The organism is Hymenobacter properus (assembly GCF_015694735.1).
GTDB lineage: Bacteria > Bacteroidota > Bacteroidia > Cytophagales > Hymenobacteraceae > Hymenobacter > Hymenobacter properus.
On record NZ_JADQDP010000003.1, the window covers coordinates 1,066,129 to 1,083,351 of the forward strand.

Annotated in this window: 10 protein-coding genes; 5 read left to right on the plus strand and 5 right to left on the minus strand. The window is 64.1% G+C overall.

Going from position 1 to position 17,223, the window contains the following annotated elements; all coding sequences use genetic code 11:
- Positions 1-68: 68 nt before the first annotated feature.
- A complete protein-coding gene (locus I2I01_RS16250) occupies positions 69-2,888 on the minus strand; it encodes a bifunctional transaldolase/phosoglucose isomerase (RefSeq protein ID WP_196287513.1) in 2,820 nt (939 codons plus the stop codon).
- Positions 2,889-3,167: 279 nt separating this feature from the next.
- On the opposite strand from I2I01_RS16250, the gene I2I01_RS16255 reads away from it, so the two are divergent.
- Positions 3,168-4,262 (plus strand): LacI family DNA-binding transcriptional regulator, encoded by a 1,095-nt coding sequence (locus tag I2I01_RS16255; protein ID WP_196287514.1) that lies wholly within the window; start codon positions 3,168-3,170, stop codon positions 4,260-4,262.
- 16 nt (positions 4,263-4,278) lie between these two features.
- Positions 4,279-5,046 (plus strand): alpha/beta fold hydrolase, encoded by a 768-nt coding sequence (locus I2I01_RS16260; RefSeq protein ID WP_196287515.1) that lies wholly within the window; start codon positions 4,279-4,281, stop codon positions 5,044-5,046.
- 4 nt (positions 5,047-5,050) lie between these two features.
- On the opposite strand, the gene I2I01_RS16265 is transcribed toward I2I01_RS16260, so the two are convergent.
- The 4 genes from I2I01_RS16265 to I2I01_RS16280 form a co-directional block, all read right to left on the minus strand.
- Positions 5,051-5,872 (minus strand): energy transducer TonB, encoded by an 822-nt coding sequence (locus I2I01_RS16265; protein WP_196287516.1) that lies wholly within the window; start codon positions 5,870-5,872, stop codon positions 5,051-5,053.
- A gap of 56 nt (positions 5,873-5,928) precedes the next feature.
- Positions 5,929-7,146, minus strand: coding sequence for a DUF1501 domain-containing protein (locus I2I01_RS16270; protein WP_196287517.1), 1,218 nt, complete (start codon positions 7,144-7,146; stop codon positions 5,929-5,931).
- A gap of 190 nt (positions 7,147-7,336) precedes the next feature.
- Positions 7,337-8,908, minus strand: a complete 1,572-nt coding sequence (locus I2I01_RS16275) for a DUF1800 domain-containing protein (RefSeq protein ID WP_196287518.1) — start codon at positions 8,906-8,908, stop codon at positions 7,337-7,339.
- 251 nt (positions 8,909-9,159) lie between these two features.
- Positions 9,160-11,775 (minus strand): lamin tail domain-containing protein, encoded by a 2,616-nt coding sequence (locus I2I01_RS16280; protein ID WP_196287519.1) that lies wholly within the window; start codon positions 11,773-11,775, stop codon positions 9,160-9,162.
- A gap of 135 nt (positions 11,776-11,910) precedes the next feature.
- Between I2I01_RS16280 and I2I01_RS16285 the strand changes: the two genes are divergently transcribed.
- The 3 genes from I2I01_RS16285 (at position 11,911) to I2I01_RS16295 (ending at position 17,219) form a co-directional block, all read left to right on the plus strand.
- Positions 11,911-12,912 (plus strand): aspartate-semialdehyde dehydrogenase, encoded by a 1,002-nt coding sequence (locus tag I2I01_RS16285; protein WP_196287520.1) that lies wholly within the window; start codon positions 11,911-11,913, stop codon positions 12,910-12,912.
- Between the two features lie 223 nt (positions 12,913-13,135).
- On the plus strand, positions 13,136-15,115 hold the full coding sequence (locus I2I01_RS16290) for a carboxypeptidase-like regulatory domain-containing protein (RefSeq protein WP_196287521.1): 1,980 nt from the start codon (positions 13,136-13,138) through the stop codon (positions 15,113-15,115).
- Positions 15,116-15,293: 178 nt separating this feature from the next.
- Entirely contained in the window at positions 15,294-17,219 is a 1,926-nt protein-coding gene (locus I2I01_RS16295) for a carboxypeptidase-like regulatory domain-containing protein (protein WP_196287522.1), read from the plus strand.
- Positions 17,220-17,223: the final 4 nt, after the last annotated feature.

Consider the following 17,223-nt stretch of genomic DNA (forward strand, 5'->3'; position numbering starts at 1 on the left):
CTTCAGCGGTAGAGCTGCTTCGGCTGCGCTCAGCATGACGTTCTTTAAAACGTCAACAGGCGCAGGGACTACAGCGCCAGGGCTGCCAGCATGGTCTTCAAGCCGGCTTCCGCATCGTTGCCGAGGTTCACGCGCAGGGTGCGGCGGCCATTGTCGTGCAGGGCTTGCAGGTCGCCCAGAGCCTGGGCATTCTTGAAGGTGCCGAAGGTGTAGGAGCGGCCGGGCAGCGGTAGGTCCTGCGGGTTGTCGTCGGTGAACTGCACGAACAGGCCGGTGTTGGGGCCGCCCTTGTGGTACTGGCCGGTGCTGTGCAGGAAGCGCGGGCCGTAGCCCGAGGTTGTGGCAATGTGCAGGGCCTTTTGCACGCGCTGGCGCAGCTCCAGCAGGCTGGCGCTCACGGCGGGCGTCTCGGTCAGGTAGGCTTGCAGGCACATGAAGTCGCCGGGCTTGGCCTGGGCGAAGAAGGCCTTGAGCACGCCGGCGGCGCCTTCGCCGTGGGCAGCGGTGTAGTAGTCTACACCATTCTCGCTGGCGGCAGGTTTTTCGCCCTCAGGCAGTTTGCCGTCGGCTTCCACGGCCTTCATCAGCTTGTCGGTAGCCGTTTTGGCGGCCTGCACGTTGGGCTGGTCGAAGGGGTTGATGTGGAACACGGCGCTGGCCACAGCCGTGGCCACTTCCCAGCGGTAGAACTCCTGGCCGAGGTCGAAGGCGTCCTTCATCAGCAGGGTGATGACGGGGTGACCTGCGGCAGCCAGCGCCTGCAGCTTGCTGGTGTTAGCCTCATCGGCCTGGTCCTTGTAGCCCACGTACACAAACACCCGGTCGTTGCCGTAGATGCTCGGCTCGCCCAGCGGCTCCCCGGCCACGGGCAGGATGCCCTTGCCTTCCTTGCCGGTGCTTTCGGCCAGCAGCTGCTCCAGCCACAGGCCGAGGTCGTGCAGCGAATCAGGCACTACCAGCGTGAGCTTGTCGCGGCCCTGCTCGGCAAGCACGCCGAGGGCGGCGCCCAGCTCCAGGCCGGGGTTTTTGTCGGTAGCACCGTAGGCGCCGCAGGCGCGCATCATCAGGATGGCGCGCTCCAGGATTTCGCCGATGGGCAGGCCGTAGAGAGCGGCCGGCACCAGCCCGAAGTAGGTGAGGGCCGAGAAGCGGCCGCCAACCTCGGGGAAGTTGAGGAAGATGCGGCGGTACTTGGCGTTGGTGGCATCGGTCACGAACTTGGAGCCCGGGTCGGTGATGGCCACGAAGTTCTCGCCGGCTTTGTCGCCCTTGATTTCCTTCACCTTGGCGTAGAAATAGTCGCCAAAAGCCAGCGGCTCGGCCGTGGTGCCCGATTTGCTGGCCACGATGAACAGCGTCTCAGCCAACGGCACCGAGGCTTCAATCTCGCGCACCGTGCCGGGGTCGGTGGTGTCGAGCACCGACATCGGCAGGCCGTTTTCGCCCATAGCGAACGACGACTTAAACACAATGGGGGCCATGGTGCTGCCGCCCATGCCCATTACCACCACGTGCTTGAAGCCGGCGGCCTTTACCTCGTGCACAAACTGCTCGATTTCGGTTACGCGGCCCACCATCGTTTCGGCCACGCGCAGCCAGCCCATGAAGCTGCGGATGCTTTGCTGCCCGGCCTCATCCTGCACCCAGAGGTCGGCCTTCTTGTCCCAGAAGCCGGCTACGAAGTTGCTGCCCTGGAATTTCTTGATTTGAGCGTCGATGTCGGCCTGGTACTGGCCCAGCTCCATCTTGGCTTCGTCTACCTGCTCGGCCGCGGCCAGGGCGCGCTTCTTCTCAATGGACTGCATCAGCTTACCGAAGGGCTCCTTGAATTTCTGGGCGCCGTCTTCTTCGAGGTGCTGGGTCAGCTCCTCCAGGTTCAGGCCGAGCTCGGGCAGGCGGGCCAGCACGTCTTTGCTGTGCTCCAGGTTGGTTTCGATGGTGGTGGCCACCTTGCCGCTCTTGCCGAACAGGTCCAGCGTTTCCACGGGCACGGTGTTCACCGTGTGCGGGCCGATGAGGCCGTCGACGTAGCGCAAGTTGTCGTACTTGGGGTTCTTGTTGCCGGTGCTGGCCCACAGCAGGCGCTGGGTTTCGGCGCCCTTGGCGGCCAGGGCTTCCCAGCGCGGGCCGGCGAAGGTTTCCTTATAAATCTGGTAGGCCTGCTTGGCGCTGGCAATAGCCACTTCGCCCACCAAGCTTTGGGCCAGCTGGCCTTTCTCGCCGCCTTCGGCCGCCATTTTCTCCAGCATGGGGTCAATCAGCACGTCGATGCGCGAGAGGAAGAAGCTGGCCACCGAGTCGATGCGGGCCAGCGGCTTGCCCGCGGCGGCGCGGTCTTCGAGGCCGGCGATGAAGGCCTCGGCCACCAGGCGGTAGCGCTCCAGGCCGAAAATAAGGGTCACGTTCACGTTCACGCCCTCCGAAATGAGGCGGCGGATGGCGGGCAGGCCCTCCAGCGTGGCCGGTACTTTAATCATCACGTTAGGACGGTCCACGGCCTTCCACAGGTCCAGGGCTTCGGCGATGGTGCCTTCGGTGTCGTTCACCAGCTCCGGCGAAACTTCGAGGCTCACGTAGCCGTCGGAGCCGTGACCTTCGCCATCGTAGAGCGGGCGAAACAGGTCGCAGGCGGCTTGTACGTCGGCCACGGCTAGGCTGGTGTAAATCTCGTCGGTGGTTTTGCCTTGCAGGGCCAGCGCCTTGATGGCCGAGTCGTAGTCGGCCGAGTCGCCGATGGCCTTGGCGAAAATGGCAGGGTTGGAGGTTACGCCGCGCAGGGCTTCTTGCTCGATGCGGTGCCGCAGTTTGCCGTCGGTGATGATGGGGCGGCTGATGAAGTCCAGCCACAGGCTTTGGTCGAACTGACGGATGTCAACGAGAGGGTTCATAAAGGTGCAATTGGGTTAGTGCGCCAAAGGTCAGGAAAGAACGGCTTTGGTTTCAACCTATACGGGGAGAAATGCAGAAAGCCGGAAGAAAATGATGGCTGTGCTTAGCAGCGTTGCGCTTCGCCTGTCATCCTGAGCGCAGCGAAGGACCTTATCACACCAGAACAATTAGCAGTAGTTTACAAGTGGCGCTGGTATGAGAAGGTCCTTCGCTGCGCTTAGGATGACAAGAGGCGCGCAATCGAAGTAGCTTTACAGCAGAATTTTCCCCATTGCCCCATGGCTGCCCGTCGACCCCAACCCGCTGCTTCGTCCGAAGCCGCCCGCCCCGTTTCTATGGCCGATTTGGCCCGGGAACTGGGCGTGTCCATGACCACTATTTCGCGGGCCCTGAGCGACCACCACAGCATCGGGCCGGCCACCAAGCAGGCCGTGCTCAAGCTGGCCAAAAAGCTCAACTATCAGCCCAACCACCTGGCCGCCGCCTTGCGCAAGGGCCGCAGCCAGCTGCTGGGCGTGATGGTGCCCTACATCGAGGGCCGCTTTTTTGCCTCGGTGGTGCACGGCATCGAAACGGCGGCCAGCCGGGCGGGCTACAGCGTCATCATCTGCCAGTCGAACGAGGACGTGGCCCAGGAGCGGCGCAACATCGAAACGCTGCTGCGGGCCCAGGTGGCCGGCATTTTGGTGTCAGTATCGCGCACTACCACCGATTTTCAGCACTTCGACAAGGTGCGCAAGCACAAGGTGCCGCTGGTGTTTTTTGACCGCGTGCCGGCCGGCGACGGCGTGAACGCCGTGCTGCTCGACGACCGCGCCGGGGCCTATCAGGCCACCTGCCACCTGCTGGCGCAGGGCTGCCGCCGGGTGGCCCACCTGGGCGGCCCGCTGCACCTCAACATCTACAAGAACCGCCGCCAGGGCTACCTCGACGCCCTGCAAGAATACGGCCTCGAACTCGAAGAAAACCTCATCCTCCACAGCAGCCTCACCGTGGATAGCGGCCGCGAGAGCATGGCCCAGCTCCTGGCCCTGCCCACCCCACCCGATGCCGTGTTCTCGGCCGGCGACTCGGCCGCATTGGGGGCCCTGCAGGTACTCAAAAGCCAGGGTGTGCGCGTGCCCGAAGACGTGGCTCTGGCCGGCTTCAGTAATGAAGCCCTGACCTCGGTGGCCGAGCCCAACATCACGTCGGTAGACCAGCGCTGCGAGGAAATGGGCCAGGCCGCCTTCCGCCTGTTCACCGAGTTGGTGGAGGCTGATGGCGGGGCCCTGACGCCCCGGCAAGTGGTGCTGCAGCCACAGCTGTTCGTGCGGGCCTCGTCGCTGCACAGCGGCGTTGAGGAGTTGCACAATGCGCAGCCCCTCGCCTGACGCTACTTTTGCCGCTATGACGCCCGCCTCCATCCCGCCCACCATCGTTTTCCTCCACGGCTTTGCCGAAAGCCGCGAGGTGTGGACCGAATTTGTTCGCCCCTTTCCTGAAGAATACCGGCTGCTGACGCCCAACCTGCCCGGCCACGGCACCAACCTGGCCCCCGTGCCCGACTTCTCGATGGAAGCGCAGGCCCGCCACGTCATCGACTACCTCAACCAGAAAGGCTGCCCCGAGCCCGTGCTGCTGGTGTGCCACAGCATGGGCGGCTACGTGGCCCTGGCCCTGGCCGAGCGCTGGCCCCAGCGCGTGGCCGGCCTGGCCTTCATCAACTCCACCGCCTTGGCCGACACCGACGAGAAGCGCCAGAACCGCGAAAAAAACATCGGCTTTGTGGAGAAGTACGGCGTAGCCAAATTTATGGAATCGTTCGTGCGCCCGCTCTTCGCCCCGATTAACCGCGACAAGCTCACCGACGCCCGCGGCCTGCTCGAAGAAATAGGCAAGGCCACGCCCGCCAGCACCATCACCAGCGCATTGCGGGGTATGGCGGCAAGGCCCGACCGCACCGCCGTGCTCAGCAAAGCCGCCTACCCGGTGCTGATGGTGGCTGGCAAGCACGACGTGGCCGTGCATTTCGACGACGCCGTGCGCCAGGCCGCGCTGCCGGCCATTGGCTCGGCGCTGTTTCTGGAAGGCAGCGGGCACCTCGCGTACCTGGAGCAGCCCGAGGTGACGCGCCGCGCCGTACTGGCGCTGGCCGAGGCCGTGTTTGGGCGGTAACGGGCTACTGAATTTTGAAGGTGATGGGCAGGGCGTAATGCACGCGCACCGGGCGGCCATCTAACAGGGCGGGAGCATCGGCGGCGGGCAACTGTTGCACGACGCGCAGCACCTCGGCATCGAGGGCGCTGCCGGCGGTGCCCAGAATTTCGGGGTGCTCAATGGCTCCGTTTTCCGCCACTTCAAACGAAACGTACACCTGGCCTTCCTGCTGGCGACGCAGGGCTTCGGCGGGGTAGCGCACCTGCATTTGGGTGTAGTGCACGAGCCCTTTGACGGAGGAGATGTACGCCGCACGCTGAGCGGGGTCAGTGAGCGGCGGCTTGACGTACTGAAGCTGGCGGCTGCCCAGCACCTTGGCCAGCGCCGAAAACCGTGGCTGCTGCTCGGCGTAGCTATAGGGCCGGGCGCCGAGGGGCAAATTGCTGAAATCCAATAACAACGCATTCTTGGCCAGTTCGGTGGTATGCTTGGCTTTCGGGTCGGGGGCGCTGAGCTGCCAAGGCAGCATTCGCTCGCGAATATATTCGGTGGCCTCACCGGCGGCCTTTAGCAAGGTCGGATTGACGGGGCCGGGCGGGGGAACAAGTTTGAAATTGACGGGCCGGCCATCGTTGCCAATCTCGAATAAAAGCATGGTTTTCCCGGTCGGGGCAGGGCTGACCAGCCGAGTGCTGCGGTACGCCAAGGCCCGCAGCGAATCGGGCCCACCGGGATAGCGCGGGCCGGTGTAGGCTACTGTGGGTTCGGTGGTTTGGGCCCGGCTAGAAATGGGCGCAATTGCCAGGCTTGCCAAGAGGCAGGCGGCGCTGAAGAATCGATTCATGGGTAGCTAAACGATGAGCGCGCAAGCTACAACCCACCAACTCACCAATTCGCCTCCTACACCAGCCCCGGCATGCGCTCGAAGCCGGTGCCGAGGATGGTCGTGTCGTCGGCGCCCAGCCAGTCATGCAGCACGCTGGCGTAGATGCTGCGGAAATCGACCTGGTGGCGCAGGTCGCCCTGGTCGAGGTTAGCGAGGTCGGGGGCGTCGTTGAGGACGCCTTTTTTCTGGAGGGCGCCGCCGGCCAGGAAGAGGTTGTTGGCCGTGCCGTGGTCGGTGCCGTTGCTGGCGTTCTGGCCCACGCGCCGGCCAAACTCGCTGAACACCAGCACCAGCGTGTTGTTCCACTGGTCGTGCTGGCGCAGGTCGTCGGCCAGGGCGGCTAGGCCGTTGCCGAGGTCGGTGAACAGGCGCTGCTGCTGCTCCTGCTGCCGCACGTGGGTATCGAAGCCGCTCAGAGCCAGGTAGTACACCCGCGACTCCACGCCGGAGTTAATCAGCTCGGCGGTGGTTTTCAGGTTCTTGCCAAAATCGGAGTTCGGATACGCGACGCTCGACTTATAAATCTTCGACTTGTCGTAGAGGTAGTCGGCCGAGGACGCGGTTTCCGCCAGCGTCTTGTAGAGGTAGTCCACTTGGTCCTGGTGCTCAGGCGCGGCCTCCTTGCTCACCTTCGAGAGAAAGCGGTTTTGGGTGATTTGGTGGAATTTATCAGCGTTTTTCAGGGCCAGGCCCTTGCGCTGGGCGCCCTTCATGGCCAGACTCAGCGTGTCGTCGATTTCGAGGCCGTTGTAGGGGCGCTGGCAGTCGGGGCAGTTCGAGTCGAGGTAGCGGCCCAGCCAGCCGGTGCTCACCACCTGGTCGGAGCCCGAGCCCGATTGCCAAATATCCATCGAGCGGAAGTGCGAACGGTCGGGGTTGGGGTAGCCCACGGCGTTCAGCACGGCCAGCTGGCCCTGGTCGTACAGTCCTTTCAGCCCCGTGAGGGCCGGGTGCAGGCCCAAGTCCTTGTCCAGGGCCAGAATGCCAGCGGTTTCCTTGATGCCCAGCGTGGGCCGGGCCTTGTAGTACAGGTCGTTTTTATAAGGAATAACGGTATTCAACCCATCGTTACCGCCGCTAAGCTGCATTACAATGAGGCGCCGGGCGCTGGTGGCATCGCGCAGCCGCGCCAGGCCCTCTCCCCTGTCCAGGGCGTGCAGGAATTTGGGCACCAGCAGCAGCGTGCTGGCCAGGGCGGAATTGCGAAGAAATTCGCGGCGGGTGGTAGCCATGGTTTGTTTTCAGGGAAAGGGGTGGGAAGGAGGGGGATGGCAAGCTGGAGCGTCATGCAGAGCGCAGCGAAGCATCTCGCCTGCAATGGTGACTCAATCGTTGGCTACGCTGACCTTTGGTTCAACGAGCTTGATTACTTGAGCACGCGAGATGCTTCGCTGCGCTCTGCATGACGTTCTGATTTATAGCCTACGCCAGTTGGTACTCCGGCAAGCTCAGCAAGCTCACCAGCGTGGCGCGCAGGGCTTCGGCCGGTTCTTTCTGAGCCGCGGCCAGCTGCACCAGCTGCAGGTTTTCGGGCCGGATGCTGGCTTGCAGCAAAAAGGCGCTGAGCTTCTCGGGTTGCTGGGCGGCGGGCGTGGTGCCCAGCAGCTGTTGCAGCGGGGCCAGCGGCAGGTGGGCGCCTGCGCCGGGGCGCACCGTGCGCTCGGCCTTGCTCAGGTTGGGGGCAATGTCGTTTTCGTCCTGCTTGAGTGCCACCGCAAACTCGGCGTTCTTGAACAAAATGGACGGCAGCTGCAGGCGCAGCAGCAGCGACGACGAATCTATCCAGTTGCGGCCGCCGGGCCAGCCAGCCACGTTTGGCGGCTGAAACAGGTTCTGGCCCAGCGCCCGCTGGTAGCCCAACAGCGGCTGGCTGTTGTCAACTTTCACATTCAGGGTGCGCCGAATGCCGGCCAGCAGTTCCACCGGGCTTTTGATGTGGGTGCCCACGTTGGCTGGCTCGTAAAACCAGTCGGCCGAAAACAGGCGCTCCATCAAATCGGCCAGGTCGTAGCCGCTCCGGCGGAAGGCCACCGCCAGCGGCTCGATGTGCGCTGGGTTGGGCATGTCGTTCACGAAGAAGCGGTAGATTTTGGTGACCAAAAACGTGGCCGCCGCCGGCTGGGCCATAATGTGCGTCAGCACGTCTTCGCCGGTCAGGTTGCCGGTTTTGCCCAGAAAGGTTTTGGTGCCCGCGTCGTGCTCCCGTTCCCGGAACTTGAAACGGCCCTGGTAGTCGTAGCCCCAGCCGGTGAAGGCGCGGGCGGCTTCTTTCACATCGTTTTCGGTGTAGTTGCCGCGGCCCAGCGTGAAGAGCTCCATCACCTCGCGGGCGAAGTTTTCGTTGGGGTGCTCCTTGCGGTTTTGCTGGTTGTTGAGGAACTGCAGCATGGCCGGCTCCTGGCTCACGGCCAGCAGCAGGTCGGGGAATTTGCCCAGCGCGTGCTGGCGCATGGTGTTGTGCAGGCTCAGGGCCGCATCGGGCTGGCGCACGCGGCAGGCAAAGTGCCCGTGCCAGAACAGCACCATTTTCTCACGCAGCTGGGCCGGCGAGGTGGCCATGCGGTCCATCCAGGCCGTGCTCATGTTGTTGAAGGCGTCGCGGATGCCCTCGTTCTGCATCTTGCGCTGCTCGGGCGTGAGGTCGGCCCGGCGCAGGCGCGGCACCCCCGCCGCAATGGTGCCGCCCCGAAACACCGCCCGGGGGCGCATGGCCGCCACCGGCGGCACGGGCGCGCCGGGGGGCGCGGGCTGGTCGGGCGTGGTCACCATGCCATTGGGCACGGGGTTGCTTTTAATAGACGCCGGGTCGGTCATGGCCATGCCCTGCGGGTCGGTGTAGTTGAGATTGGGGCCGACCAAGGGCTCGTACTTCTCCGAATCGTGCAGCAGCTGGCGCAGCGCCTTGCGTGGGCTGAGGCCGGCGGCCACGTCTTGCGGGCGCGGGCCGAAGCCGGCGCGCCAGTACAGGTGCTGGAGTTGCTGGGCGCTGTTCATATTGGTTAAGATACGAAACAGCGGCAGGGGTTTAACGTGATGCTGGCCTGCGCCGCCTGTCATTGCGAGCGCAGCGCGGTAATCCGTCCTGTCAAAACCAGACACGCTCCTTTACCAGAAAGCCCCGGTACCACTGCGGTATCGGGGCTTTTTTAATGGCTTTATCACAACTCAGGGTTGGTCGCGCATGAGAGGACGGATTGCCACGGCCCGCGGCCTCGCAATGACAGGCGGCGCAGGCCAACCCTCCGCTAAAACCGCGCGCCCAGCACCACGGTCTTCTTGAACTCGCGCTTCTCGCCGCCGCTGGGGCGGAATAGCTCCACCAGCAGAATGTAGTAGCCCACGGCGGCCTTGTGGCCCCGGTCGTCGATGCCGTCCCACTGCACGAAGCCGGTGGTGGGCAGGGTTTCGTTGCGCACGAGGCGGCGCGTGAGGCGGCCCAGGGCGTCGTACACCGTCACGGTGGCGGCGTAGCCGGGTTGGTCGAGGTGGTAGTTGAGGGTGGCGAAATCCTGCTGGCCGTCGTCGTCGGGAGTGAAAACCTCGGGCAGCACCGTCCATTCCTGGTCGCCGCCCACAGCGTCCTGCGCCTGCGAGTTGGGCCGGCCGGGCGTGGCGTAGCCCACCGCGCTGGCCGCCGAGTGGAAGTTGCTGCCGTTGCTCAGCCCCGCCGCCCGAATGCGCTCCAGCGACACGCCTTCCTGCGAGGCCAGCAAACTCAGGTGCATGTTCTTGTTGTAGGCAAAGCGGTCAATTTCACTGCCCACCCCATTGAACAGCAGCGCCGTGCTAGCGTCTGGGAAGGTAGGAAAACTGCTCAGCTGTACCAGGTTGGCTTCGTCGCTGCTGGTGGGGTAGTACGAAACAAGGTTGCTAGTGCTTGTGCTGAAGGCCAGCAGCTGGCTCGGCGCCAGCACCAGCGGCCCCGCGCTCAGCACGTCGGCGTCCACGCTGTTGTCGGGCCGCAGGTTGCCGATTTGCCAGCCTTGCAGGTCGATGAATTTGTTGCTGCGGTTCAGCAGTTCTACGAAGCGCACGCCGCCGGTGCGCGGGTTAAACAGCAGTTCGTTTATCACCACGTCGCCAGTCACTGCGGCCTCGGGCAGCGCCAGCGCGGCCGATTGCAAGGGGCCGCTGGCGTTGCCCACGCAGTCGGTGGCCGTTTGCACGGTGAGGGTGGTGGTGCGGCTGGGCGTCAGGGCCGCGGCCAGGGTCAGGTCCACCTGCCGGAAATCGGGGGCTACGGGCGCGGCGCGCAGCACGGCTGGGGCGGGCGCGGCCAGGGCGTAGCGGGCAACATTTGCCGCGGCGGCGCTATCCAGCTTTTCCGAGAAATACGCCCGCACGGTGGTGGCGTTCAGGGCCACGGCGCGCAACAGGGCGGGGGCGGTGGCGTCGGCATTGGCGGCACGCACCGAGTTTGCTTTGCCGGGAGTGCCGCCCAGCGGGTCGTTGCTGGCCGTCCAGTTGCTGGCGCCGGCGCAGTAGTTGTTGGTGTCTATCATTTCAAGGCTCCAGCCGCCGTCTTTCTTCTTGGCGTCGCGGTACCAGGTGTCGGAGTACGTCACCTCAAACAGCGTGCGGCCGTCGCGCCCGCGCAGCACCAGCTGGTCGCCGCCGTTGCTGAGCGAAGGGAAGTTGGTGGGGCCGTACACCTTGATGCCGGGCTGCACAAATTGACTCGTGCGCGTGCTGCCGCACACCACAGCGTACTGGCCGGGTAGCAGCTTAGCGGTATCGGCAAACACGGCGAAAGTGGTGGTGCTGGTAGGTTTGCCCAGCTTCACGCCGCCCAAGCTGAGCACCTTGGTGGCGCTGCGGTTGTAAATCTCCACGTATTCCGACAGCGGCAAGCCTACCTGCGGCGTCTCATCGGCAAAAATTTCGCTGATAATCAAGTCGCCAAACTGTGGGGCCACGGGCGGCCCGGCAAAGGCAGCCGTGAGCGGCCCAGCGGCCACGTTGCCGTAGAGGTCGGCCACGTTGCGCACTTCCAGCACGTTGCTGGTCGCAAAATCAGACCCGAAGGTGAGGCGCACCGTCTGGGTATTGGTGGCGGAGAAGAACCGCGCGGCCGTGGGCACAGCGCCGCTTTGCAGGCGGTAGTTGGCCGGGTTGGTGGCCGTGGCCGGGTCCATGGCTTCGTTGAACACCACATCTACCAGGCGCGGGTCGATGGGCTGGGCGCGCAGCAGCGTGGGCGCAGTGGCATCGGTCACCACAAAGTCATCGAAAGCGAAGCTGCGCGAGTTGGCCGAGGAATAAACCAGCGACACGCCTAAGTAGGCGCTGCGCTGATAAGTGCCGTCGATGGGCTGGGCGGCTTCGGCCGTGAAGTTGCGGCCGCCGGTGAGGTCGCGCTCCAGGGTCCAGCGGTTGGCGGTGGTGCGCGTCACGCGCACGCGCACCAGGTTGTTGGTGGTGCTGTTTAGTGTGCCATTCTGGCCATCAATGACGAGCACGGCGGCGCGGGTCGAGTCTTTGCGGAAGAGGCTCACCTCGTCGTCGGTGCCGCCCAGGCGCACGAAGTAGCCGGTATTGGGAGAGCCTGCGTAATTTTTAAGGTCGCTTTGCGAGGCCATGAGCCACACGTCGGCCAAGTTGTTGGCACTAGTGGACAACTTGAGGTTGGCCCAAAACTCCCACACGGTGCCCGTGCTGGCCTGACAGGGCGTGCTGAGCGAGAGCAGCGTGCCCGTGGTGGCCGGGCCGTTGCTTTGCAACTGTTGCGTGACGACCTGGAAGCTGGCCGCATCGCCGCTCCAGGTGGGGTTGGCAGTGAAGTTGCCATCCGCGAAATCGTCGCGCAGCTGGGCGTGGGCGAAAACCGGCAGCAGAAGTAGGAGCAGTAAAAGGTGTTTCATTGAAACCAATGCGGATGACAGACGACTCAATAAGCGTAACCTAAGCCTATGCGACGTCTAAAGTAGTCCATTTGTGGCGACATTTGTAGTTCCGTGCCCGTCAAGGGTGTAGCTTTTTATATTTCTGCTTTTTCCATGAAAATTGCTGTTGTGGGTGCTACCGGTTTGGTGGGCACCGAGATGTTGAAAGTATTGGCCGAGCGTCAGTTTCCGCTTACGGAGTTGCTGCCCGTGGCTTCGGCCAAATCGGTGGGCCAGGAAGTGGAGTTTCTGGGAAAGAAATACCCCGTGGTGAGCATGGACGATGCCATTGCGGCCCGGCCCGAAATCGCCATTTTCTCGGCTGGTGGCTCGGTGAGCAAGGAGCACGCCCCGCGCTTTGCCGCTGTGGGCACCACCGTTATCGACAATTCCTCGGCCTGGCGCATGGACCCTACCAAGAAGCTAGTGGTGCCCGAGCTGAACGCCGACACCCTCACGCCCGAGGACAAAATCATTGCCAATCCCAATTGCTCCACCATTCAAATGGTGGTGGCCCTGAACGAGCTGCATAAGGCTTATAAGGTGCAGCGCATTGTGGTGAGCACCTACCAGAGCGTGACCGGCACCGGCAAGAAAGCCGTGGACCAGCTGTTGGAGGAGCGCGCCGGCCAGCCCGCCGCCAACCCCGCCTACCCGCACCCCATCGACCTGAACGTGCTGCCCCACATCGACGTGTTCGAGCCCAACGGCTACACCAAGGAGGAGCTGAAGATGGTGAACGAGACCAAGAAAATTATGGGCGACGACAGCATCCGCGTTACGGCCACCTGCGTGCGCATCCCGGTGATGGGCGGCCACTCCGAATCCATTAACGTGGAATTTGAAAAGGAATTTGACCTGGCCGAGGTTCGCGACATCCTGGCCCGCACGCCCGGCGTGGAACTCGTGGACGACCCCAGCACCAACCAATACCCCATGCCCAAAGACAGCCACGGCCGCGATGCCGTGCTGGTGGGCCGCCTGCGCCGCGACGAAACCCAGCCCCGCACCCTGAACATGTGGGTGGTGGCCGACAACCTGCGCAAAGGCGCCGCCACCAATGCCGTGCAAATTGCCGAATACCTGGTGGGCAAGCTGACGCCGGAGAATAGCTAAAACTAAGGCCCGGAAAACACCAAACGGCCCCGGCGGAGCAGCAATGCCCGGCCGGGGCCGTTTGGCATGCAGAAAGGCCTGACGCCCACCTTGGAAGGCGCGGTGGATAGCTAAGCAATGGCCCGGGAAAAATGCGCGACGTCCGAAGCAACCGCCCGCGTCGGTCGTGCATCTGCCTGTGAGTCCGGCCAGGATGAGCCGGCCGCTATTTCGCAGAAAAGCTATGATGAGTACGCTACGTTGCTTGTTGCTGGGATGGTTGGTGCTGCTGGTGGGCCAGGGGTGGGCCCAAACCACCCAAGTGTTGCGCGGCCAGGTGCTGGACGCCGAAACCCACCAGCCCATTCCGAACGCGCAGGTGGGCGTGGCCGACAACCGCATTGGCACCAGCACCAACGCCGACGGCCGCTTTGCCCTCAACGTGCCGCCGGCATACAGCCAGGAGCGTTTGACGGTGGCCTTAATCGGCTACAAAAACTACAGCCAGCCCTTGCCGCCGCTGCCGGGCCCGGAGCTGCGCATTGCGCTGAAAATTGCGCCCGCGGCGCTGGGCGAAGTGCAGGTGACGGGCTCGGTGCTGGGCATTGTGCAGGAAGCTGTGGCGCGCATTCCGCAGAACTACCCAGTGCGGCCCACCCGGCTGGAAGGGTTCTTTCGGGAGTCGGACGAGGAGTTGGAAAGAAGCCAGTACCGCTACCTGGGCGAGGCCGTGCTGAAGGTGTTGAAAGCGCCTTACACGCAACCGAAAGACGATGGCGAAATCGTAATTGAACAAGTGCGGAAGGTGGATTTGCAAAGCAAGACCAGCTTTGACAATACCGGCTGGTACGCCGGGCCGTTCATTCCGCACCGCTTCGACTTTGTGCACAACCGGCTGGCTTTCATCAATGCCAACGACTTCAAAAACTACGATTACAAGCTGGCCGACCTCACCGCCTACAACGACCGGCCGGTGTACGTCATCGAGTTTGGCCCGAAGCCGAATAATACCCGCGCCGACTTTGCGGGCCGCCTGTACATCGACCAACAGAGCTACGCCTTTCTGGCCGCTGAGTGGCACCGCACGCCGGCCGGCATTAAGCGCGAATACATCACCTTCGATTCGGAGGAGCGCGCCTACCGCACCGACTACCAGTTTTATGCGGGCCGCTGGCACCTGAAAAGCGTGTGGTACAACACGGTGGGCAAAACGGGGGGCGGCGTGCGCCTGCACCACCTGAGCGAGTTCCTGACCACGGCCATCGATACGGCGCAGCGGCCGGCCCCGCGCTACACCGAAAAGGCGCAGTTCCAGGACGTGTTCCGGCAAACCGCGGTGCGCTACGACTCGGCTTTCTGGAAAAACTACACCACCCTGCTGCCGCCCGAGCAGTTGCGCCACGCCCTGCGCGACCAGGCGCGGCAGGCGCAGGCCGAGCAACTCTTTGCCGGGCCAACGTCGAAGGCGGCAGCGGCGGCCAAGCCCGGTGCCAAGAGCATTTTCCTGGCTTTGCTGGGCTGCCTGAGCTACGGCCCCTCGGGCGGGCTGCTGCCCCTGCACGCCTCGGCCGCCGATGTGCAGATGACCTTTGCCCCGGAAGGCTCGTCGTTTCGGGCGGAGGCGCAGCGGCGCACCCCCGCCCGGGACTATGCGTTCTGGAACAGCGGCTATTTCAACTTTAACATTCAGGCCAACCTCACCAAAAACGTATCGGCCTACTACCTCACGCGGAAGGTGTCGGGCAGCTACCAGGGCCGGGGCCTGGAAACGGGCCTGACGTACGAGCACAACTTCAACCGCGGCCACCGGCCCATTTACGGCCGGCTAGGCATCTCCTACAGCATGCAGCGGGTGGGCTACGACTTTGGCACGTTCGACAACGCCGACGAGGGCCTGCGCGTGGCCGGCACCAAGCTGAACGCCGATAAAATCAGCGTGGCCGTACAGGAGTTTACCGATGGCTGGCTGCCGCGGCTGGGCGTGGGCGTGGAAGTGACGCACCGCCTCGCCGTGGCGGCCGATGCCGGCTGGCTGCTGCCCTGGCACACGCGCAGCGAGCTGCACCTGGCCGAGGAAAGCGGGTTTTCTCTGACCCGCAGCGAAGTCGATTTGCCGTTGCCGGCTACCGGAGCCACGGTATTGGTCAACAACACGCCGGCCGCGGCACCCTGGTCGCTGGGCCGGCCAATGTTCACGCTGGGCATACAATACCGGCTGCGGTAAGCGCAACTATTGCCTTGTAGCACGGACTTTCAGGCCGCACGTAAGCAGTTGCCAACAAGAGGAATACGCACGGCCTAAAAGTCTGCGTTACTGGTCGAGCCGTACAAGGTATTCATTGCCTGTGTAAGCATAAATTGCGCTAAAAATCAGTATGATGAGGCTTTTGGGTTTCTTGCTTGTGTTGCTGTGGCTACCAAAAGTTGCGCTGGCCCAAACCACTCAAGTGCTACGCGGCCAGGTCATCGATGCCGAAACCCACCAACCCATCCCGAACGCGCAGGTGGGCGTGGCCAACAACCGCATTGGCACCAGCACCAACGAGGACGGCCGCTTTGCCCTGAGCGTGCCGGCAGCGCTGCTGGGCGAGCAGCTGGAGGTGGCCCTGCTGGGCTACCGCAAATACACCCGCGCCCTGCCGCCGCTGCCGGGGCCGGAGCTGCGCGTTGAGCTGCGCATCAGCCCGGCGGCGCTGGGCGAAGTGCAGGTGACGGGCTCGGTGCTGGGCATTGTGAAGGAGGCCATCGCCCGCATTCCGCGCAACTACCCCACGCGGCCCACCCAGCTCACGGGCTTCTACCGCGAGTCGGACAACGACCCGGCCGGGCAGCCGCGCTACCTGGCTGAGGGGCTGGTGCTGGCCTTCAAGGAGTCGTACCTGCGGCGCACGGCCGAGGGCGAGATTCAGATAAAGCAGTCGCGCAAGGTCGATTTGCGGCGCGACCGCACCCCCATTCGCATCGACTGGGCCGGCGGGCCCTTCATTGCGCACATGGGCGATTTTGTGCACCGCCGCTCACAGTTCATCGACCCTGCCCACTTCAAAGACTACGACTACCGGCTGGCGCCGGGCAGCACGTTCCAGGACCGGCCGGTGTACGTCATCACCTTCGGGCCGAAGAATGGCAACCGCCGCGCCGCTCTTGAAGGCCGCATGTACATTGAGCAGGACAGCTACGCCTTCCTCGGGGCCGAGTGGCATTACACGCCCGCCGGCCTCAACCACGGCGCGCGCGACATCGCCGACTCGCGCAGTTTGCGGGTGGCGTACCAGCCCTACGCCGGCCGCTGGCACCTGAAAACCGTGTGGTGGCAAACCGAAGCCAAACTGCCGGTGGGGCCGCCGCTGAAATTTTTCGGCGAATTCCTCACCACGGCTATCGACACGGCCCAGACGGCGCGGCCCAGCTACCTGGAGCGGGCCCAGCTCTACGACGTGTTTCTGCGCAACACGGTGGCCTATGACTCGGCCTTTTGGCAGGGCCACACCACGCTGCTGCCCCCGGCGGCGCTGCAAAAAAGCATCTTCGACCAACAGCGCCAGCAGCAGGCCGACTCTTTGTTCAAGCCCTCGGAAGCCGGCACCGACCCGCAGGAGAAAAAGCTCAGTGCCTTCGACCGTTTTTTGAAGCGTTTCAGCTACGGCTCGCACCTGGGCGCCTGGCCGCTGGCCGTGCCGGCCGCCGGCCTCACGGTGGCGTATGCGCCGGCCGGCTACGGCCTGCAGATGCAGCGCGCCGCCTCGGTGCGCGCCCAGGACCTGACCGTTTTCACGCAGTTCGAATACCAATACGCCCTGACGCGGGAGCTGGCTGTGAGCGTGGCCACGCAGCGCCTGCACCGGCAGTTCAAGGGCGACGGCTGGGAAGTGGGGCTGAGCTACCAGCACAATCTCACGCCACGCCACCGGCCGCTCTACGGCCGCGCCGGCCTGGGCTACCTGCGCCAGACGACGGGCCTGCCGCTGGGCACTTTCGACAACCCCGACAGCGGCCTGCGCGTGGCCGGCACTCACCTCGGCGCCGACGAGCTGAGCGCCCGCATCCAAACCGTGAGCGACTTCCTGCGCCCCAGCCTGGGCCTGGGCTTGGAGCTGAGCCACCGGTTTGAGCTGGTTGCCGATGCCAGCTATCTGGTGCCCTTGAGCAGCAAAACGCAGCTGCAACTGGATGAGGAGAGTGGCTTTTTCCTGTTCCGCAGCAGTAGCACCGTCGATTTGCCAGCGGCCGACGTAGACCTGCGCGTGAACGACCAGCCCACCACGCGCCTGCCGTGGCAGCAGCAACCCTGGCTGCTGACCCTTGGGCTGCGTTACCGCGTCCGCTAGAGCC

Bases quoted from the DNA above. Each gene is read 5' to 3' on its own strand.
- I2I01_RS16250 (WP_196287513.1), bottom strand. From the start codon at position 2,888: ATGAACCCTCTCGTTGACATCCGTCAGTTCGACCAAAGCCTGTGGCTG.
- I2I01_RS16255 (WP_196287514.1), top strand. From the start codon at position 3,168: ATGGCTGCCCGTCGACCCCAACCCGCTGCTTCGTCCGAAGCCGCCCGC.
- I2I01_RS16260 (WP_196287515.1), top strand. From the start codon at position 4,279: ATGACGCCCGCCTCCATCCCGCCCACCATCGTTTTCCTCCACGGCTTT.
- I2I01_RS16265 (WP_196287516.1), bottom strand. From the start codon at position 5,872: ATGAATCGATTCTTCAGCGCCGCCTGCCTCTTGGCAAGCCTGGCAATT.
- I2I01_RS16270 (WP_196287517.1), bottom strand. From the start codon at position 7,146: ATGGCTACCACCCGCCGCGAATTTCTTCGCAATTCCGCCCTGGCCAGC.
- I2I01_RS16275 (WP_196287518.1), bottom strand. From the start codon at position 8,908: ATGAACAGCGCCCAGCAACTCCAGCACCTGTACTGGCGCGCCGGCTTC.
- I2I01_RS16280 (WP_196287519.1), bottom strand. From the start codon at position 11,775: ATGAAACACCTTTTACTGCTCCTACTTCTGCTGCCGGTTTTCGCCCAC.
- I2I01_RS16285 (WP_196287520.1), top strand. From the start codon at position 11,911: ATGAAAATTGCTGTTGTGGGTGCTACCGGTTTGGTGGGCACCGAGATG.
- I2I01_RS16290 (WP_196287521.1), top strand. From the start codon at position 13,136: ATGATGAGTACGCTACGTTGCTTGTTGCTGGGATGGTTGGTGCTGCTG.